Genomic DNA, 17772 nt, shown 5'->3' with positions numbered 1-17772 from the left:
AGGAGCTTTTTTACTATAAGAAATACTTTTTGAAAAAAATAGCGCAACGTTACAATTTACCATTGTATTGTTGCGCCTTTTATTCTTTTCACTCCCCTTATAGAAGAGATTTCATCTATTAACTGAAGAAGTGCTAAATCCTTTTGTTTACTTTCAATCATAATATCGAAATCATGGTCAATTTTTTTTGTAATGTGTAAAAAGGGTTTAATAAACTCTAAATCAATATAATTTGCGTGAGCCCTAAATTCTTTTACGGATTTAGGAGAAGAAATATGAACTTTAGGAAGGACATTTGTATGTGACCAAGTTTTAAATATCATAGGAAGTAATTCTTCTAGCGGTTCATTACAAAGGTTCGCTATGTGGTGATGATAATCGAACACGAAAGGGATTTGCTCTTTTTGACAAATAGCCAAAGTTTCAGAAGTTGTATATGTTTTATCGTCATTTTCAAGAGTCATTTGTCTTTTTACATGGTATGGAAGTTTTTGTATGTTTTCATGAAAACGTTCGATTGCCTTTTCCTTATTTCCATACGCGCCACCTACATGGATATTAATGTAGGAAGAATCTGCAATTCCCATAGCATTTAACACGTTATAATGATAGGTCATATCTGTAATTGCATTAGTTGTAATATGTGGTTTGTCGCTTGTAAATAGTGTGAATTGGTTTGGGTGAAAACTTACGCGTAAATTGTGTTCTTGAATTAATGCTCCTATTTTACGCCATAGTGGAGCAAATATTTGAATGTAATCAAATTCAACTTCAGGATGTGTTGCAAGCGGGACGATAGAAGATGATAAACGATATAATGGAATTTCGTGTGCAATATTGTAATGAAGGATGCGTATTGTGTGTTCTAGATTTTGCAGTGTAACATTATATAATTTATCTTCACGCTCTTGTTTTTTTAGCTTTTTCCAGCTTGTAAATGTCATTGTTTTGGCAGGCGAACAGTCCCATAATGCCGTAGCATGTGAGACATATCCAAATCGAATTATCATATGTAATGCACCTCCTTGGCCCTTGAAATTTCTCTATAAAAAGAACGCGAGTATCGTTCCTATCCATTCCTTTCCTCTATCGATAATGGAGAGGGGATTGACATCTTCAAAGGAAAGTAATAAGGAGCGTTCCAAATCTTCTTCGAATTTACGTTTTACTTCTTGTATGAAATGTTTATCGTATAAAAGGCAATTGATTTCATGGTTAATATATATACTTCTCATATCGAAATTAGCAGTTCCGATATCACAAGTATGATCGTCTACTATAATAATTTTTGCGTGGAAAAATCCTTGCTGAAAAGCGTAAATATTACAACCAGCTTGTATTAACTTTCGGCAATATGGGAATTTTGCTTCTCGAACGAGGGCGTGATCAGCTTTTTGTGGAACGAGAATAGTTATTTGAACCCCACGTTTTCGCGCTTTTAATAATGCATTCATAATTTTTTTTCCAGGAATAAAATATGGTGTACCGATAAAGAGTTCTTTTTTCGCGCTTTCGATTAAATGTAAAAATGTATTTTGTAAATAGGCACCATCAGTAGGGATGAAACGATGTAGAATGGTCCCTGGTTGTTGCATAGGAAAATAAAGAGATGAATCTAATAAATTTTGGTCTGTATCGTCGAGCCAATCATGTAAAAATTGTTTTTGTAAATCTTGTATCCCTTCTCCTGTAAGACGTAAATGATAATCTCGCCATAACCCTAACCTTTGATTATGCCCTAAATATTCTTCGCCAATGTTAAATCCACCAATATAACCAATTTTCCCGTCAATAACTGTAATTTTTCTATGGTTTCTTTGATTTGCAGAAAAGAAAGGAAAAGGAAATTTCACTTTATGACAAAATGAAAAAGAGACACCATGCTTTTGTAGCGAGTAAATCGCTTCTTTTGATAAATAATGACTTCCAAACCGGTCGAGTAAAAGTCTTACTTCAATTCCTTCTTGTGCTTTATCGATAAGTAACTTTAAAAATGTACGACTTATATCATCGTTTTTTACAATAAAAAATAAAACGTGCACATGGTGTTTAGCTTGTTTTATATCAGTAAAGAGAGCATCGTATAGATCATTTCCGTATGTATAAAGGCGAAAATCACTTTGACGTAAAGGGAAAGAACGAGAACGTACACGCTTTAAATGAACAATTCTCCCATATGAAAGGTCGATTGTAATCCAGAGAGCGCTGCCTAATAACAAGAGAGATAAGAAAAACATAAGTAAATTCCCTCCTTCACGGTCTTTTCACCATCAATTTTTTACAAATCAAAATTTCACTGTATCCCGCTATTTGCGGGCAGTAAGACTCCCACCTCGAAATTGGGTTAAAGCAAAGAAGTTGGTTTGGATTCGGACCGCCCGTAAAATCCCGATTGGTGAGGGCTAATAATCAGTAGGGAATAAACAGCTCCCTACTGATTAAAGTTTCACTTTATAGTTTCACCGAAATAAACAGCTTTATTAAAAAATGTGTTGTTGTATAACAAAAAACTGTTGACTGAATGCTCACTCATTATATAATGGGAATAGGGGATATAATTCAGAAAATTATATATTTTCGAAGATTCTAAAAAAGAAAGAGAGCTTACAAAGAGAGGGGTAGCATAAAATGAATAGCTTACTAATCATTAATTGGCTGGCTGCCATTGCTGTTATTGCTTATGCGGGGTATTTGTTTGTATATCTTATACGAACAAGGATGGCCTACATACAATTAGGAAAAAAGATTGAATTTGACCGTCGTTTTAAAGAGCGTTGGGATCTTCTTAAGGTCAATGTTTTCGGTCAGAAAAAGCTGCTGAAAGATAAAAAGAGCGGCATCATTCACGTTATGTTCTTTTACGGATTTATTCTTGTCCAATTTGGAGCAATTGACTTCGTTTGGAAAGGACTTGCACCAGGATCGCATCTTCCACTTGGACCACTATACCCTGCATTTACATTCTTCCAGGAAATTGTCACACTCGTTATTTTAATTGCAGTCTTTTGGGCTTTTCATAGACGCTATATTGAAAAGCTTGTTCGTTTGAAACGTAATTTTAAATCAGGCCTTGTTCTTATCTTTATTGGTGGCTTAATGATTTCTGTGCTACTTGGTAATGGGATGGGAATTATATGGCACGGCGAGGAGCTTTCATGGAGTGAACCTATCGCTTCTGCAATCGCTTACGTTTTCTCGGGATTAAATGAAACCGTAGCCATTTCAGTGTTCTATTTCTCTTGGTGGGTGCATTTACTAATTTTGTTAACGTTTTTAGTTTATGTTCCACAATCAAAACATGCGCATTTAATTGCTGGACCAGTTAACGTGTTTTTTGGTCGTCTTTCAAATCCGGGAAAACTTGAAAAAATTGATTTTGAAGATGAAACACAAGAAACATTCGGTGTTGGTAAAATTGAAGACTTTAGACAAAATCAACTTATCGACTTATATTCCTGCGTCGAATGTGGTCGTTGTACAAATATGTGTCCGGCAACAGGAACAGGGAAAATGTTATCACCGATGGATTTAATTTTAAAACTTCGTGATCATTTAACTGATAAAGGAGCAGCGGTAACATCAAAAGCACCGTGGGTTCCAGTTGTTGCTTTTAATAATACACAAGGAAATCAGTTAGCGATGATGGCAGCTGGAAAAGGACAACAAGAATCAGCGGCTACAGCGCTAGCGTACGACCCAAGTTTAATCGGAGACGTTATTACAGAAGAAGAGATTTGGGCATGTACAACGTGTCGTAACTGTGAGGACCAGTGCCCAGTTATGAATGAGCATGTTGACAAAATTATTGATTTACGCCGCTATCTCGTTTTAACAGAAGGAAAAATGGACGCGGAAGCGCAGCGTGCAATGACAAACATTGAGCGTCAAGGTAATCCGTGGGGACTGAACCGTAAAGAGCGTGAAACATGGCGCCAAGGTGACGATGAAGTAACAGTTCCAACTGTAAAGGAGAAATCAAAAGCTGGCGAAGAGTTTGAATACTTATTCTGGGTCGGATCAATGGGTTCGTATGACAATCGCAGTCAGAAGATTGCGATATCATTTGCGAAGCTAATGAATGAAGCAGGCATTTCATTCGCAATTCTTGGTAATAAGGAAAAGAACTCTGGTGATACACCGCGCCGCCTTGGAAATGAATTTGTATTCCAGGAAATGGCGACTAAAAATATTGAAGAATTTGAAAAAGCAGGAGTGAAGAAAATCGTTACGATTGACCCTCATGCTTATAACACTTTTAAAAATGAGTACCCGGACTTTGGCTTACAAGCAGAAGTCTATCATCATACAGAATTACTAGCCCAGTGGGTGAAGGAAGGTCGTTTAAAACCTGTCCATTCTATTGAAGAGACAGTTACGTACCATGATTCCTGTTACTTAGGAAGATACAACGAAGTATACGAAGCGCCGCGCGATATTCTAAAAGCAATTCCAGGTGTAAACCTTGTAGAAATGGCGCGTAACCGTGAAACGGGAATGTGCTGTGGTGCGGGTGGCGGCCTAATGTGGATGGAAGAAACGACAGGTTCTCGTATTAACGTTGCTCGTACAGAACAAGCGCTAGCTGTACAGCCGTCAATTATCGGTACAGGATGCCCGTATTGCTTAACGATGATTAGTGACGGCACGAAAGCAAAAGAAGTTGAAGAAACAGTTCAAACTTTGGACGTAACAGAGATTTTAGAACGCTCAGTTATCGGACAGAAGAAAGAAGCAATGTAGTTTGTAGGAATGCATTCAAATTTAGAAAGAGGTGCAATAATTGCACCTCTTCTAGGCGCAAGGATACCGAGCGAGCGCTCGGTGCTAAAAAAAGAAATGGGGGAAAGAAACATGAGTAAAACAGTTATTTTAAGTGCTGCAAGAACACCGGTTGGAAAATTTGGAGGAACTTTAAAAGACGTGAAAGCAACAGAGCTTGGAGGAATCGCAATTAAGGCAGCGCTTGAAAGAGCGAATGTTTCCTCTAGTGATGTTGAAGAAGTTATATTTGGAACGGTTATCCAAGGAGGGCAAGGACAAATTCCATCACGCCAAGCAGCAAGAGCGGCCGGCATTCCTTGGGAAGTGCAGACAGAAACAATAAATAAAGTTTGTGCATCAGGGCTTCGCGCAGTTACGTTAGCAGATCAAATTATTCGTACTGGTGATCAATCACTGATTGTAGCTGGTGGAATGGAATCGATGAGTAACAGCCCTTACATTTTACGAGGGGCAAGATGGGGATACAGAATGGGTAACAACGAAGTTATTGATTTAAACGTTGCAGACGGTTTAACATGCGCATTTTCAGGTATACACATGGGTGTTTATGGCGGAGAAGTTGCGAAGGAAGATGGAATCTCTCGCGAAGCACAAGATGAATGGGCATATCGTAGCCATCAACGTGCGGTTTCGGCACATAAAGAAGGGCGTTTTGAAGAGGAGATTGTACCAGTAACAATTCAGCAAAGAAAAGGCGATCCTATCGTCGTGGCTAAGGATGAAGCACCACGCGCGGATACAACGATTGAAAAATTAGCGAAATTAAAGCCTGTATTTGATAAGACGTCAGCGGTGACAGCAGGTAATGCTCCGGGACTAAATGATGGCGGTGCTGCACTTGTATTAATGAGCGAGGACAGAGCGAAACAAGAAGGAAGAAAACCATTAGCGACAATTTTGGCGCATACGGCGATTGCGGTAGAATCGAAGGATTTCCCAAGAACGCCAGGTTATGCAATTAATGAATTGCTGAAAAAGACAGGTAAGACAATTGAAGACATAGATCTATTTGAAATCAATGAGGCATTTGCGGCTGTAGCAATTGCAAGTACAGAAATCGCAGGGATCGATCCGGAAAAATTGAATGTAAATGGCGGTGCTGTAGCAATGGGGCATCCAATTGGAGCGAGCGGAGCACGTATTATCGTTACACTTATCCATGCACTGAAGCAGCGCGGCGGCGGAATTGGAATTGCTTCTATTTGTAGCGGTGGCGGTCAAGGTGATGCAGTGATGATTGAAGTTCACTAATTAAGATTAGAAGATATATAGTTTATTAACAATTAAGGGGGAAGAAAAAATGAGTGTACAAAAGATTGTTGTAATTGGTGCAGGGCAAATGGGTTCAGGTATCGCACAAGTGTGTGCAATGGCAGGCTATGATGTGAAAGTGCAAGATTTAAAGCAAGAGCAATTAGATAGAGGGCTAGCTGTTATTTCAAAAAATTTAGCCCGCCAAGTAGAAAAAGGCCGTATGAAGGAAGAAGAGAAAGATGCGACTTTAAATCGTCTTACATGGACGCTCGATTTAAATAGTGTCAAAGAAGCTGATCTTATTATTGAAGCAGCTGTTGAAAAAATGGATATTAAAAAGAAAATTTTTGCGAATTTAGATGAAATCGCTCCAGAACACGCAATTTTAGCGACGAATACGTCATCGTTACCAATTACGGAAATTGCAGCGGTAACGAAACGTCCTGAGAAAGTAATCGGCATGCACTTTATGAATCCAGTTCCAGTTATGAAACTCGTTGAAATTATTCGTGGTTTAGCTACAGATGATGCAGTGTACGAAACGATTGAGGATATTACGAAAAAAATCGGGAAAGTGCCAGTTGAAGTAAATGATTTCCCAGGGTTTGTATCGAACCGTATTTTATTACCGATGATTAACGAAGCGATTTATACGTTATACGAAGGAGTAGCGACGAAAGAAGCGATTGATGAAGTAATGAAACTCGGTATGAATCATCCGATGGGACCTCTTACGTTAGCTGACTTTATCGGTTTAGATACTTGTTTATACATTATGGAAGTGTTGCATGAAGGATTAGGAGATAGTAAATATCGCCCATGTCCATTATTACGTAAGTATGTGAATGCAGGATGGTTAGGACGTAAAACGGGTCGTGGTTTCTACGTTTACGAATAAAGGCCTCCCTTTATTGAAGTAGTGGTCTTACCAGATTGTTAAAAAGATATATAGCAAACGGAGGCGAAGTACATGAATTTTCACTTTACTGAAGAGCAACAAATGATGAGGAAAATGGTTCGAGATTTTGCACAGAAGGAAATAGCTCCCTTTGTTCCTAGTATGGAACAAGGGGTGTTCCCGAAAGAGATTTTGCAAAAGATGGGTGAGCTTGGACTAATGGGTATTCCAGCGCCTGCAAAATATGGCGGGGCAGAAATGGATTTTATTTCTTACATTCTAGCAATTGAGGAAATTTCAAAGGTAAGTGCAACGGTTGGTGTAATTTTAGCTGTACATACGTCAGTTGGAATGAATCCGATTTTATACTTCGGAACAGAAGAACAGAAGCAGAAATATGTTTCTAAATTGGCGACGGGTGAATATTTAGGCGCATTTGCTCTAACAGAACCGAATGCAGGATCAGATGCAGGTAGTTTGAAATCAAGAGCTGTAAAGAAAGACGATCACTACATCATTAATGGATCGAAAGTCTTTATTACAAATGGTGGTGAAGCAAGTACATATATCGTCTTCGCGTCTACAAATCCAGATGCGGGGAAAAGCGGGATTTCAGCATTTATAGTAGAGAAAGATACACCAGGCTTAATCATTGGAAAAGATGAGCATAAGATGGGTCTTCTTGGTTCTCGTACAGTGCAACTTACGTTTGAAGATATGAAAGTGCCGGCCGAGAATTTACTTGGTGAAGAAGGACAAGGATTTAAGGTGGCAATGGCGAATTTAGATGTTGGGCGAATTGGGATCGGAGCGCAGGCATTAGGAATCGCGGAAGCGGCGCTTGCATGTGCGATTGATTATGCGAAAGAGCGCGAGCAATTCGGCAAGCCAATTGCGGCGCAGCAAGGAATCGGATTCAAACTTGCAGATATGGCGACTAGCGTAGAAGCAGCGCGATTACTTGTATACAGAGCGGCATCGCTAAGAGCACAAGGGTTACCATGCGGTAAAGAAGCTTCTATTGCGAAATTATTTGCTTCTAAGACGGCCGTTGAAGTTGCGATTGAAGCGGTGCAAGTATTTGGCGGTTACGGTTATACGAAAGATTATCCAGTAGAAAGATTTTTCCGTGATGCGAAGATCACGCAAATATATGAAGGAACGAGCGAAATACAAAAGCTTGTAATTAGTCGAGCTTTATAAAAAGGCAGAGGGGGAGACGGGAATGCATTTTAAATTATCAGAAGAACATGAAATGATAAGAAAAATGGTTCGGGATTTTGCGAGGAATGAAGTAGCACCGACAGCAGCAGAGCGTGATGAGGAAGAGCGATTTGATCGCGCTTTATTTGATCAAATGGCAGAGCTTGGTTTAACCGGTATTCCGTGGCCTGAAGAATACGGCGGAATTGGAAGCGATTACTTGGCGTATGTAATTGCCGTTGAAGAATTATCCCGCGTTTGTGCTTCTACAGGTGTAACGTTGTCTGCACATACTTCACTTGCTGGATGGCCAATTTTTAAATTTGGAACGGAAGAGCAAAAACAAAAGTTTTTGCGCCCAATGGCTGAAGGGAAGAAAATTGGTGCATATGGCTTAACAGAACCAAGCTCTGGATCAGATGCTGGTGGAATGAGGACGACTGCAAAACGAGATGGAGACCATTACATTTTAAATGGTTCGAAAATTTTTATTACAAATGGCGGTATTGCTGATATTTATGTTGTTTTTGCATTAACAGATCCTGATTCGAAGCAGCGCGGCACGAGTGCATTTATTGTGGAGAGTGATACGCTAGGATTTTCGGTTGGGAAGAAGGAAAGCAAGCTAGGAATTCGTTCTTCGCCAACAACTGAAATTATATTTGAAGACTGCCGTATTCCTGTAGAGAATTTACTAGGGGAAGAGGGCCAAGGATTTAAAGTTGCGATGCAGACATTAGATGGTGGCCGTAATGGTATTGCGGCACAAGCAGTCGGTATTGCACAATCCGCTTTAGATGCTTCTGTAGAATATGCAAGAGAACGTCATCAGTTTGGGAAGCCAATTGCGGCGCAACAAGGAATTGGCTTTAAACTTGCGGATATGGCAACGGATGTAGAGGCAGCGCGTCTTTTAACATATCAAGCGGCTTGGCTTGAATCTGAAGGGCTTCCGTATGGGAAAGAGTCAGCGATGTCAAAAGTATTTGCAGGTGATACAGCGATGAAGGTAACGACTGAAGCGGTACAAGTATTTGGTGGTTATGGTTATACGAAAGATTATCCAGTAGAGCGTTATATGCGCGATGCAAAGATTACACAAATATATGAGGGAACACAAGAGATTCAAAGGCTTGTAATTTCTCGTATGTTAACGAAGTAGGAACAAAAGCGTAGGTATTTTCCTACGCTTTTTACTTCCAAAAATAATAGAGAGAGGTGAAGGGATGGTTAAACATAATGTACATGCGTCAGTGAAAGATGAAAAATTAGTTGCGTTAAGACGTGAACAAATGATTAAAGGTGCGGTGCAGCTGTTTAAGCAAAAAGGATTCCCACGTACAACAACGAGAGAAATTGCGAAAGCGGCTGGATTTAGTATCGGAACACTTTATGAGTATATTCGCACAAAAGATGATGTATTATATTTAGTTTGTGATAGTATTTATGAACATGTAAAAGAGCGGTTAGAGGAAGTAGTGTGTACAGAGAAGGGAAGTATAGAAAGCTTAAAGATAGCGATAATGAATTATTTTAAAGTGATGGATGAATTGCAAGAAGAAGTATTAATTATGTATCAAGAGGTACGTTTTTTACCGAAAGAATCACTCCCATATGTATTAGAAAAAGAGTTTCAAATGGTCGGGATGTTTGAGGATATTTTAGAGCAGTGTACGGAAAATGGGACATTTACACTAAATAAAAAGGAAATACAGCTTCTTGCACATAATATTTTCATACAAGGACAAATGTGGGGATTTAGACGTTGGGCCCTGCAAAAACTGTATACTCTCGAAGAATATACAGAAATGCAAATTAGGTATGTACTGCAAGGAGCACATATGTCTCCGAAATAAAGAATGGACAAATTATAATTTTATTGCCCGTAAATAGCGGGATAAAAGTTTCCCGTTTTTTTTGTAGCATATTTGTGCGACTTTTGTTTATAATGAATAGTATGGATTTTTTTAAGCAGACCGTTATATATAAGCTTATATTTGAAGAAAGGAAGTGCCGCATAAGTGGGTTTTAAGCAATATTCACCAGAAGAGCTAAAAGAATGTTCAATGATTGAAGTTGTACATAGTGTTTTAGGGAATAAAAGACAAGCAACGACATTCAACGAGTTGGTTCAAGAAATCGCTCAAGTGCTGGGACTATCTCAAGGGCAAGTTAATACGAAACTCGCACAATTTTATACAGATTTAAACATCGATGGACGTTTCATTAATTTAGGAGAAAATCGTTGGGGGCTACGTAGCTGGTACCCATATGAGCAAATTGATGAAGAAATTCTGCCTCAGCCAAAACCGAAGAAGAAACGCAAAGTTGAAGAAGACGGTTTTGACGACTACATTGAAGAAGATGATGTAGAAGAAGAAGCAGAAGAAGTAGAAGAAGATGTAGTAGATTTGGACAAAGTTCTTGAAGACGAAGACGCAGACGATGAAGATGATGATCTTGATGATTTAGAAGAAGATAATGAAGACTTCGCAGAAGAAGAACTTGAGTATGATGAAACTGAAGAAGAAGAAGAGGAAGAGCGGTAGTTCTTGACTTTTCATTATCGTCCATGTAGAATCATTTTTGGGCTCTTTAAAAAAAGACGATAATACTTTTAAAGTGTAAATATAAAAGAAAATTGCTCCCTACTTATTACTTTATGTGATGAGGGGAGCAATTTTCTTTTTTGTTTTTTGTTTAGAAAATAAAAAGAGCCTAACAATAAGATAGATACAGTGTTATCTACATACGTTGCGCTTTGCAACGGTGATTATATAACAACGAAGTAGAAGGGAGTATTTTCATGACTAAGTATATTTTTGTAACAGGCGGTGTAGTATCGTCTTTAGGTAAAGGTATTACAGCAGCATCTCTTGGAAGACTTTTAAAGAATCGTGGTTTAAACGTAACTATTCAAAAGTTTGATCCATACATTAACGTAGACCCAGGGACTATGAGCCCCTACCAACACGGTGAGGTATTCGTAACAGATGATGGTGCAGAAACGGACTTAGACCTAGGTCACTATGAGCGTTTTATCGACATCAACTTAAACAAATACAGCAACGTAACAACAGGTAAAATTTACTCTTCAGTTCTTCAAAAAGAGCGTCGTGGTGAATATTTAGGAGGAACAGTTCAAGTTATTCCTCACATTACTAACGAAATTAAAGAACGTGTATATCGTTCTGGTCGCGAAACAAATGCCGACGTTGTTATTACAGAAATCGGTGGAACTGTTGGTGATATCGAGTCTTTACCATTCTTAGAAGCAATTCGTCAAATTAAGAGCGACATCGGTCGTGACAATGTAATGTACATTCACTGTACGTTAATCCCGTACTTAAAAGCAGCGGGTGAAATGAAAACAAAACCAACGCAACATAGCGTTAAAGAGCTTCGCAGCTTAGGTATTCAACCAAATATTATCGTTGTTCGTACAGAGCTACCTGTTTCTCAGGACATGAAAGACAAGCTTGCATTATTCTGTGACATCGATACAAAAGCAGTTATCGAAGCACGCGATGCAGATACTTTATATGCGGTTCCATTATCTCTTCAAGAACAAAACATGGACCAAATCGTTTGTGATCACTTGAAGTTAGACAATCCAGCTGCAGATATGACAGATTGGACTGCGCTAGTTAATAAAGTACGTAACCTTTCTAAGAAAACAAAAATCGCTCTTGTTGGTAAATACGTAGAGCTTCAAGATGCATACATTTCTGTTGTAGAAGCGCTTCGTCATGCAGGTTATTCATTCGACACAGATGTAGAAGTGAAATGGGTAAATGCTGAGCACGTAACAGCAGAGAACGTAAAAGAATTAGTTGGCGACACAGATGGTATCCTTGTACCAGGTGGCTTCGGCGATCGTGGTGTAGAAGGTAAAATCGTTGCAATTCAATATGCTCGTGAAAACAAAGTTCCATTCTTAGGAATTTGCCTAGGTATGCAACTTGCATCAATCGAATTTGCACGTAACGTATTAGGATTAGAAGGAGCTAACTCTTCTGAAATTAATCCTGACACACCTTATGCAATTATCGATTTATTACCAGAACAAAAAGATGTAGAAGATTTAGGTGGTACACTTCGTCTTGGTCTATACCCATGTAAGCTTGCTGAAGAAACAAATGCTTACAATGCTTACAATGAGCCGGTTGTATATGAGCGTCATCGTCATCGTTATGAGTTCAACAATCAATTCCGTCCAGATATGGAAAAAGCAGGATTTGTATTCTCTGGTACAAGCCCAGACGGTCGTCTAGTGGAAATTATTGAATTACAAGATCACCCTTGGTTCGTGGCAGCACAGTTCCATCCAGAACTTGTATCTCGTCCAAACCGTCCACAACCATTGTTCCATGACTTCGTAAGTGCTTCTATTACGAATAAAGAGAGCAAGTAATAAAAAAAAGCGCCTGAAATAGGGCGCTTTTTTTAATATTCGTTTAACATTTCATCAATTGTAAATTTCAATCCGTGATAAGCAAATAAAGCTATAATTAAACTTGGGAACCCATAGCGGTTACCTTCATCATCTGGAATAAGACCTTTTAACAGCTTTGTATCAATATGTACATCTGTATATTGTTCCAGTGATTCAACACCTTCTTGAATAGCCGAGATTCCAACGATAGATTGGCCTTCTTCATGAAGTTTTTTCGCGGTTTTTATAATTTCTTCATCTGTCGAAAAACGACTAATAAGAAGTACGCGGTCCGCAGAAGTCACTGCCGCCGGTTCACCGTTTTCTATTAAACGTTTTGCTTGTTTCATTGGTTCGGCGCCAAATAATGCTTCTGAAACAATACCTTCCATTTCGTTTGTACCATGCAAGTAAATGAAGCCATCGCCAACTAACGCCTGGGCAAGTAGACGAGCGCTATCTTCTATATTCATTTCCTCTTTTTGAGAAATTTTGGAGAAATATCCACTTAATTGAGTCGAGAAAATTTTTAACATGTTGTTGCTCCTTTCTTTCGTGTTAGCTGGTTCTCATTATAGCTTATTTTTTTTGGAAAGGGGAAATAGTAGGGTGGCATAACAAAATAGGAAACGGTAAAATAAGAAAGAATAGGAAGGGATTTGGCAAAGAGTAGCGAAAATAAACCGATAAGATATAAGAAGCTTTAAATCTTGTACTTACACAGAAAGGTTGGGAGTTATGGAAGGGAAAATTTTAATCGTTGATGATCAATATGGCATTCGTGTTTTATTGCATGAAGTGTTCCAAAAAGAAGGTTATCAGACGTTCCAAGCAGCGAATGGATTTCAAGCTTTAGATATCGTGAAAAAAGATAATCCGGATTTAGTAGTGTTAGATATGAAAATCCCAGGTATGGATGGTATAGAGATTTTAAAACATGTAAAAGAAATTGATGAGAGTATTAAAGTGATTTTAATGACTGCTTATGGAGAATTGGATATGATTCAAGAAGCGAAAGATTTAGGAGCTTTAATGCACTTTGCTAAACCGTTTGATATTGATGAGATTCGTCAAGCAGTGAGAGATCAGCTTGCTGTAGAGGCGTAAAAAATGAATTTTTTATAAAAAATATGGAAAAAAGCGTTTACATGGACTATTGAGCAGGTGAATACAGTTGAGTTTTTGAGTACAAGTTGTTATCCTATTGAGTGTAGAAAGAAGTCCGGTATGTAAATATACATATTTTACCTTATTCTGGTCATACTACCAGCGATAAGAATTTATCGGATACAAAAAACGTTTTTTAGGAGGATTCACCATGCCTTTAGTTTCTATGAAAGAAATGCTAAACACAGCACTAGAAGGAAAATACGCAGTTGGTCAATTCAACATGAACAACTTAGAGTGGACTCAAGCTATCTTAGCTGCTGCGGAAGAAGAAAAATCTCCTGTAATCTTAGGTGTATCTGAGGGTGCAGCTCGTCATATGACTGGTTTCAAAACAGTTGTAGCTATGGTTAAAGCTTTAATCGAAGAAATGAACATTTCTGTTCCTGTAGCGATTCACCTTGACCATGGTTCAAGCTTCGAAAAATGTAAAGAAGCAATTGATGCAGGTTTCACATCTGTAATGATCGACGCTTCTCACCACCCATTCGATGAAAACGTTGAAACTACTAAAAAAGTGGTAGAATACGCACACGCTCGTAACGTATCTGTTGAAGCTGAGCTTGGAACAGTTGGCGGACAAGAAGACGACATCATCGCTGAAGGCGTAATTTACGCTGATCCAGCAGAGTGTAAGCACCTTGTTGAAGCAACAGGTATCGATTGCCTAGCTCCAGCTTTAGGTTCTGTACACGGTCCTTACAAAGGTGAGCCTAACTTAGGATTCGCTGAAATGGAACAAGTTCGTGACTTCACTGGCGTACCTTTAGTATTACACGGTGGTACTGGTATCCCAACTGCTGATATCGTAAAAGCTATTTCTCTAGGTACTTCAAAAATTAACGTAAACACTGAGAACCAAATTGAGTTTACAAAAGCTGTTCGTGAAGCATTAAACAAAGACCAAGAAGTTTACGATCCTCGTAAATATATTGGACCTGGCCGCGACGCTATCAAAGCAACTGTTGCTGGTAAAATGCGTGAGTTCGGTTCTAACGGTAAAGCGTAAGAATAAAATTCCGTTTTGGAAACCGTCTAGTCTTTTAGACGGTTTCCTTTCGTTGTATAATGAAAGCGCGAACAAGTCTAAAGATTTTATAAAGTGAATTTTTGGTTTGCAAATATAGAAAATAATGTGCATAGTCCTATTAATAAATGTGGTAAGTATCTGAATTGAGTAATTTGATTCGATGAATAGTTAATCTTCATCTATTTGTACAGCAGGGGAGCTACAGGTGATGGTTTTCTACTTATTGAGTTTCAGGATGGAAAGAGTGATTGAGATTCTTAAGGGGGAATCTTCTACTTCTTATAAAGAAGTAGAAGATAAATACATTCACAAGAAGGGAGCTCAATATGGAAAAGTTGCTAATTGAAGGCGGAAGAGCTTTAAATGGAACGATTCGTGTGAGTGGTGCAAAGAACAGTGCTGTTGCACTAATTCCAGCGACAATTTTAGCAGATACTCCAGTAACTATTGGCGGTGTTCCTAATATTTCGGACGTGAAAATGTTAGGAGACTTACTAGAGGAAATTGGAGGGAAAGTAACTTATGGGCAGGAAGAAGAGATGGTAGTCGATCCTTCTAACATGGTTGCGATGCCTTTACCAAATGGAAAAGTGAAAAAATTGCGCGCCTCTTATTATTTAATGGGTGCAATGCTTGGCCGTTTTAAAAAAGCTGTTATTGGGCTTCCAGGTGGATGTCATTTAGGGCCACGACCGATTGATCAGCATATTAAAGGGTTTGAAGCGTTAGGGGCATATGTTACAAATGAACAAGGTGCCATTTATTTAAGAGCAGACGAACTACGTGGGGCACGTATTTATTTAGATGTTGTTAGTGTAGGAGCTACGATTAATATTATGCTAGCGGCTGTACGAGCGAAAGGTAGAACTGTTATTGAAAATGCAGCGAAAGAACCAGAGATTATTGATGTAGCTACATTGTTAACGAGTATGGGAGCACGTATTAAAGGCGCTGGTACAGACGTAATCCGAATTGATGGTGTGGATTCACTGCACGGTTGTCACCACACTATTATTCCAGACCGTATTGAAGCTGGTACGTATATGATTTTAGGGGCTGCGTCAGGAGGAGAAGTAACAGTTGATAATGTTATTCCTCAGCATTTAGAATCCGTTACTGCGAAGCTAAGAGAAGCTGGTGTTCAAATTGAAACGAACGATGACCAAATTACAGTGAACGGCAATAGAAGGTTAAAAGTAGTTGATGTAAAAACGCTTGTATATCCAGGGTTTCCAACGGATTTACAACAGCCGTTTACAACGCTTTTAACAAAAGCGCATGGAACAGGAGTTGTAACTGATACAATTTACAGCGCACGTTTCAAGCATATTGATGAATTGCGCCGTATGAACGCGCAAATTAAAGTAGAAGGCCGTTCAGCAATTGTGACTGGACCGGTTTTATTGCAAGGTGCGAAGGTGAAAGCGAGTGACCTACGAGCTGGTGCGTCCCTTGTTATTGCGGGTTTAATGGCAGATGGCATTACAGAAGTAACGGGACTTGATCATATTGATCGAGGTTACGAAAATATAGTAGACAAGCTTAAAGGGCTTGGTGCAAACATTTGGCGAGAACAAATGACAAAGCAAGAAATTGAAGAAATGAAGAATGCATAAAGTGAAACTTTAATCAGTATGGGGTATCCCACGCCGATTATTAACCCTCACCAATCGGGATAAGGTGGTGATACTTCCGTTAATGGGGAGCGAAGAATCACTACTAACGGAAGTATACTTTATAGAAAAACAAGGTTCACAAAATACGGCAGAAATATAAAGACTTAAAGGAGAGGGATTATCGTGGAAAGAAGTTTATCTATGGAGTTAGTACGTGTAACAGAGGCTGCAGCATTATCATCAGCGCGTTGGATGGGGCGCGGAAAAAAAGATGAGGCAGATGGTGCAGCAACATCAGCTATGCGTGATGTATTTGATACAATTCCGATGAAAGGTACAGTTGTAATTGGCGAAGGTGAAATGGATGAAGCGCCAATGCTATATATCGGAGAAAAATTGGGTACAGGATATGGACCACGCGTAGACGTTGCAGTTGATCCTTTAGAAGGGACAAATATCGTAGCGGCTGGCGGCTGGAATGCGCTTGCTGTTATTGCAATTGCAGATCACGGCAATTTGTTACATGCTCCTGACATGTACATGGATAAAATAGCGGTTGGTCCAGAAGCAGTTGGTGCAGTTGATATTGACGCACCTATTATCGACAACTTACGTGCAGTTGCGAAAGCGAAAAATAAAGATATCGAAGATGTTGTAGCGACAGTTTTAAACCGTCCACGTCATCAAGCAATTATCGAAGAAATTCGTAAAGCTGGTGCTCGTATTAAATTAATTAACGATGGAGATGTAGCTGGAGCAATCAATACAGCATTTGACCGTACTGGTGTAGATATTCTATTCGGTTCTGGTGGAGCACCTGAAGGTGTATTAGCTGCGGTCGCATTAAAATGCTTAGGTGGAGAAATTCACGGGAAGCTCTTACCTCAAAACGAAGCTGAACTAGCTCGTTGTAAAAGAATGGGTATTGAAGATATCAATCGTATCCTTCGTATGGAAGACTTAGTAAAAGGTGACGATGCAATCTTTGCAGCAACAGGTGTAACAGACGGAGAACTATTACGAGGCGTTCAATTTAAAGGTAGCGTCGGAACAACACAATCCCTTGTTATGCGTGCAAAATCAGGCACAGTACGCTTCGTAGACGGCCGCCATAGCTTAAATAAAAAACCGAATTTGGTTATTAAATAAAAAGCGTAAGCGGCTCGTTTAGAATCGCAGGGCATTGGAGCTCTCGACCTTGAAGCGCTCTTTGCTTCGAGTGAGAGAGCGAAATGACCGGAGATTCTAGCCGCTGAAGCTGGATTAAATAAAAAGCGTAAGCGGCTCGTTTAGAATCGCAGGACACTTCAAACTCCTGACGAAGAGGCGCTTTTTGCCTCGCAGGAAGAAGCGAAACCACCGACCATTCTAGCCGCTGGAACTGGAT

At 39.2% G+C, this 17772-nt stretch carries 15 protein-coding genes; 12 read left to right on the top strand and 3 right to left on the bottom strand.

Features of this window, described 5'->3' with window-relative positions; translation table 11 throughout:
- Positions 1-56: 56 nt before the first annotated feature.
- Positions 57-1010, bottom strand: a complete 954-nt coding sequence (gene uvsE / locus LCF45_RS26285; protein ID WP_002130079.1) for a UV DNA damage repair endonuclease UvsE — start codon at positions 1008-1010, stop codon at positions 57-59.
- A gap of 33 nt (positions 1011-1043) precedes the next feature.
- The gene (gene cls / locus LCF45_RS26280; RefSeq protein ID WP_002089773.1) at positions 1044-2237 is read right to left on the bottom strand and encodes a cardiolipin synthase; all 1194 of its coding nucleotides are present in this window, start codon (positions 2235-2237) and stop codon (positions 1044-1046) included.
- A 391-nt stretch (positions 2238-2628) separates the two neighbouring features.
- Between cls and LCF45_RS26275 the strand changes: the two genes are divergently transcribed.
- The 8 genes from LCF45_RS26275 (at position 2629) to pyrG (ending at position 12551) form a co-directional block, all read left to right on the top strand.
- A complete protein-coding gene (locus LCF45_RS26275) occupies positions 2629-4740 on the top strand; it encodes a (Fe-S)-binding protein (protein WP_002130078.1) in 2112 nt (703 codons plus the stop codon).
- Positions 4741-4749: 9 nt separating this feature from the next.
- The gene (locus LCF45_RS26270) at positions 4750-6033 is read left to right on the top strand and encodes an acetyl-CoA C-acetyltransferase (protein WP_263894391.1); all 1284 of its coding nucleotides are present in this window, start codon (positions 4750-4752) and stop codon (positions 6031-6033) included.
- Positions 6034-6082: 49 nt separating this feature from the next.
- Entirely contained in the window at positions 6083-6934 is an 852-nt protein-coding gene (locus LCF45_RS26265; protein WP_002016322.1) for a 3-hydroxybutyryl-CoA dehydrogenase, read from the top strand.
- Positions 6935-7006: 72 nt separating this feature from the next.
- Positions 7007-8137, top strand: a complete 1131-nt coding sequence (locus LCF45_RS26260) for an acyl-CoA dehydrogenase (RefSeq protein WP_002130075.1) — start codon at positions 7007-7009, stop codon at positions 8135-8137.
- Between the two features lie 22 nt (positions 8138-8159).
- The gene (gene acdA / locus LCF45_RS26255; RefSeq protein WP_002016320.1) at positions 8160-9299 is read left to right on the top strand and encodes an acyl-CoA dehydrogenase AcdA; all 1140 of its coding nucleotides are present in this window, start codon (positions 8160-8162) and stop codon (positions 9297-9299) included.
- 64 nt (positions 9300-9363) lie between these two features.
- The gene (locus LCF45_RS26250; RefSeq protein WP_002034889.1) at positions 9364-9993 is read left to right on the top strand and encodes a TetR/AcrR family transcriptional regulator; all 630 of its coding nucleotides are present in this window, start codon (positions 9364-9366) and stop codon (positions 9991-9993) included.
- A gap of 165 nt (positions 9994-10158) precedes the next feature.
- Entirely contained in the window at positions 10159-10686 is a 528-nt protein-coding gene (rpoE, locus tag LCF45_RS26245; RefSeq protein WP_002130074.1) for a DNA-directed RNA polymerase subunit delta, read from the top strand.
- A 257-nt stretch (positions 10687-10943) separates the two neighbouring features.
- Complete coding sequence (gene pyrG / locus LCF45_RS26240) at positions 10944-12551, top strand: CTP synthase (RefSeq protein ID WP_002016314.1); 1608 nt, start codon at positions 10944-10946, stop codon at positions 12549-12551.
- Between the two features lie 32 nt (positions 12552-12583).
- Here the strand turns inward: pyrG and LCF45_RS26235 are convergent, their stop codons facing one another.
- Positions 12584-13108, bottom strand: a complete 525-nt coding sequence (locus LCF45_RS26235; RefSeq protein WP_002034892.1) for a DUF2529 domain-containing protein — start codon at positions 13106-13108, stop codon at positions 12584-12586.
- Positions 13109-13310: 202 nt separating this feature from the next.
- Between LCF45_RS26235 and spo0F the strand changes: the two genes are divergently transcribed.
- From spo0F to glpX, 4 genes are all read left to right on the top strand, one after another.
- Positions 13311-13679 (top strand): sporulation initiation phosphotransferase Spo0F, encoded by a 369-nt coding sequence (gene spo0F / locus LCF45_RS26230; protein ID WP_000398592.1) that lies wholly within the window; start codon positions 13311-13313, stop codon positions 13677-13679.
- A 211-nt stretch (positions 13680-13890) separates the two neighbouring features.
- The gene (locus tag LCF45_RS26225; protein WP_002016312.1) at positions 13891-14748 is read left to right on the top strand and encodes a class II fructose-bisphosphate aldolase; all 858 of its coding nucleotides are present in this window, start codon (positions 13891-13893) and stop codon (positions 14746-14748) included.
- 347 nt (positions 14749-15095) lie between these two features.
- Positions 15096-16385: a UDP-N-acetylglucosamine 1-carboxyvinyltransferase gene (murA, locus tag LCF45_RS26220; protein ID WP_002034893.1), complete on the top strand. Its 1290-nt coding sequence runs from the start codon at positions 15096-15098 to the stop codon at positions 16383-16385.
- A gap of 183 nt (positions 16386-16568) precedes the next feature.
- A complete protein-coding gene (gene glpX, locus LCF45_RS26215; protein ID WP_002016310.1) occupies positions 16569-17534 on the top strand; it encodes a class II fructose-bisphosphatase in 966 nt (321 codons plus the stop codon).
- The last annotated feature ends 238 nt before the right edge of the window (positions 17535-17772 follow it).

It is taken from the genome of Bacillus sp. 41-22, assembly GCF_025809295.1.
Taxonomy (GTDB): domain Bacteria; phylum Bacillota; class Bacilli; order Bacillales; family Bacillaceae_G; genus Bacillus_A; species Bacillus_A mycoides.
Note: the sequence above shows the minus strand (reverse complement) of the source record. Positions and strands in the feature narration are given on the sequence as shown.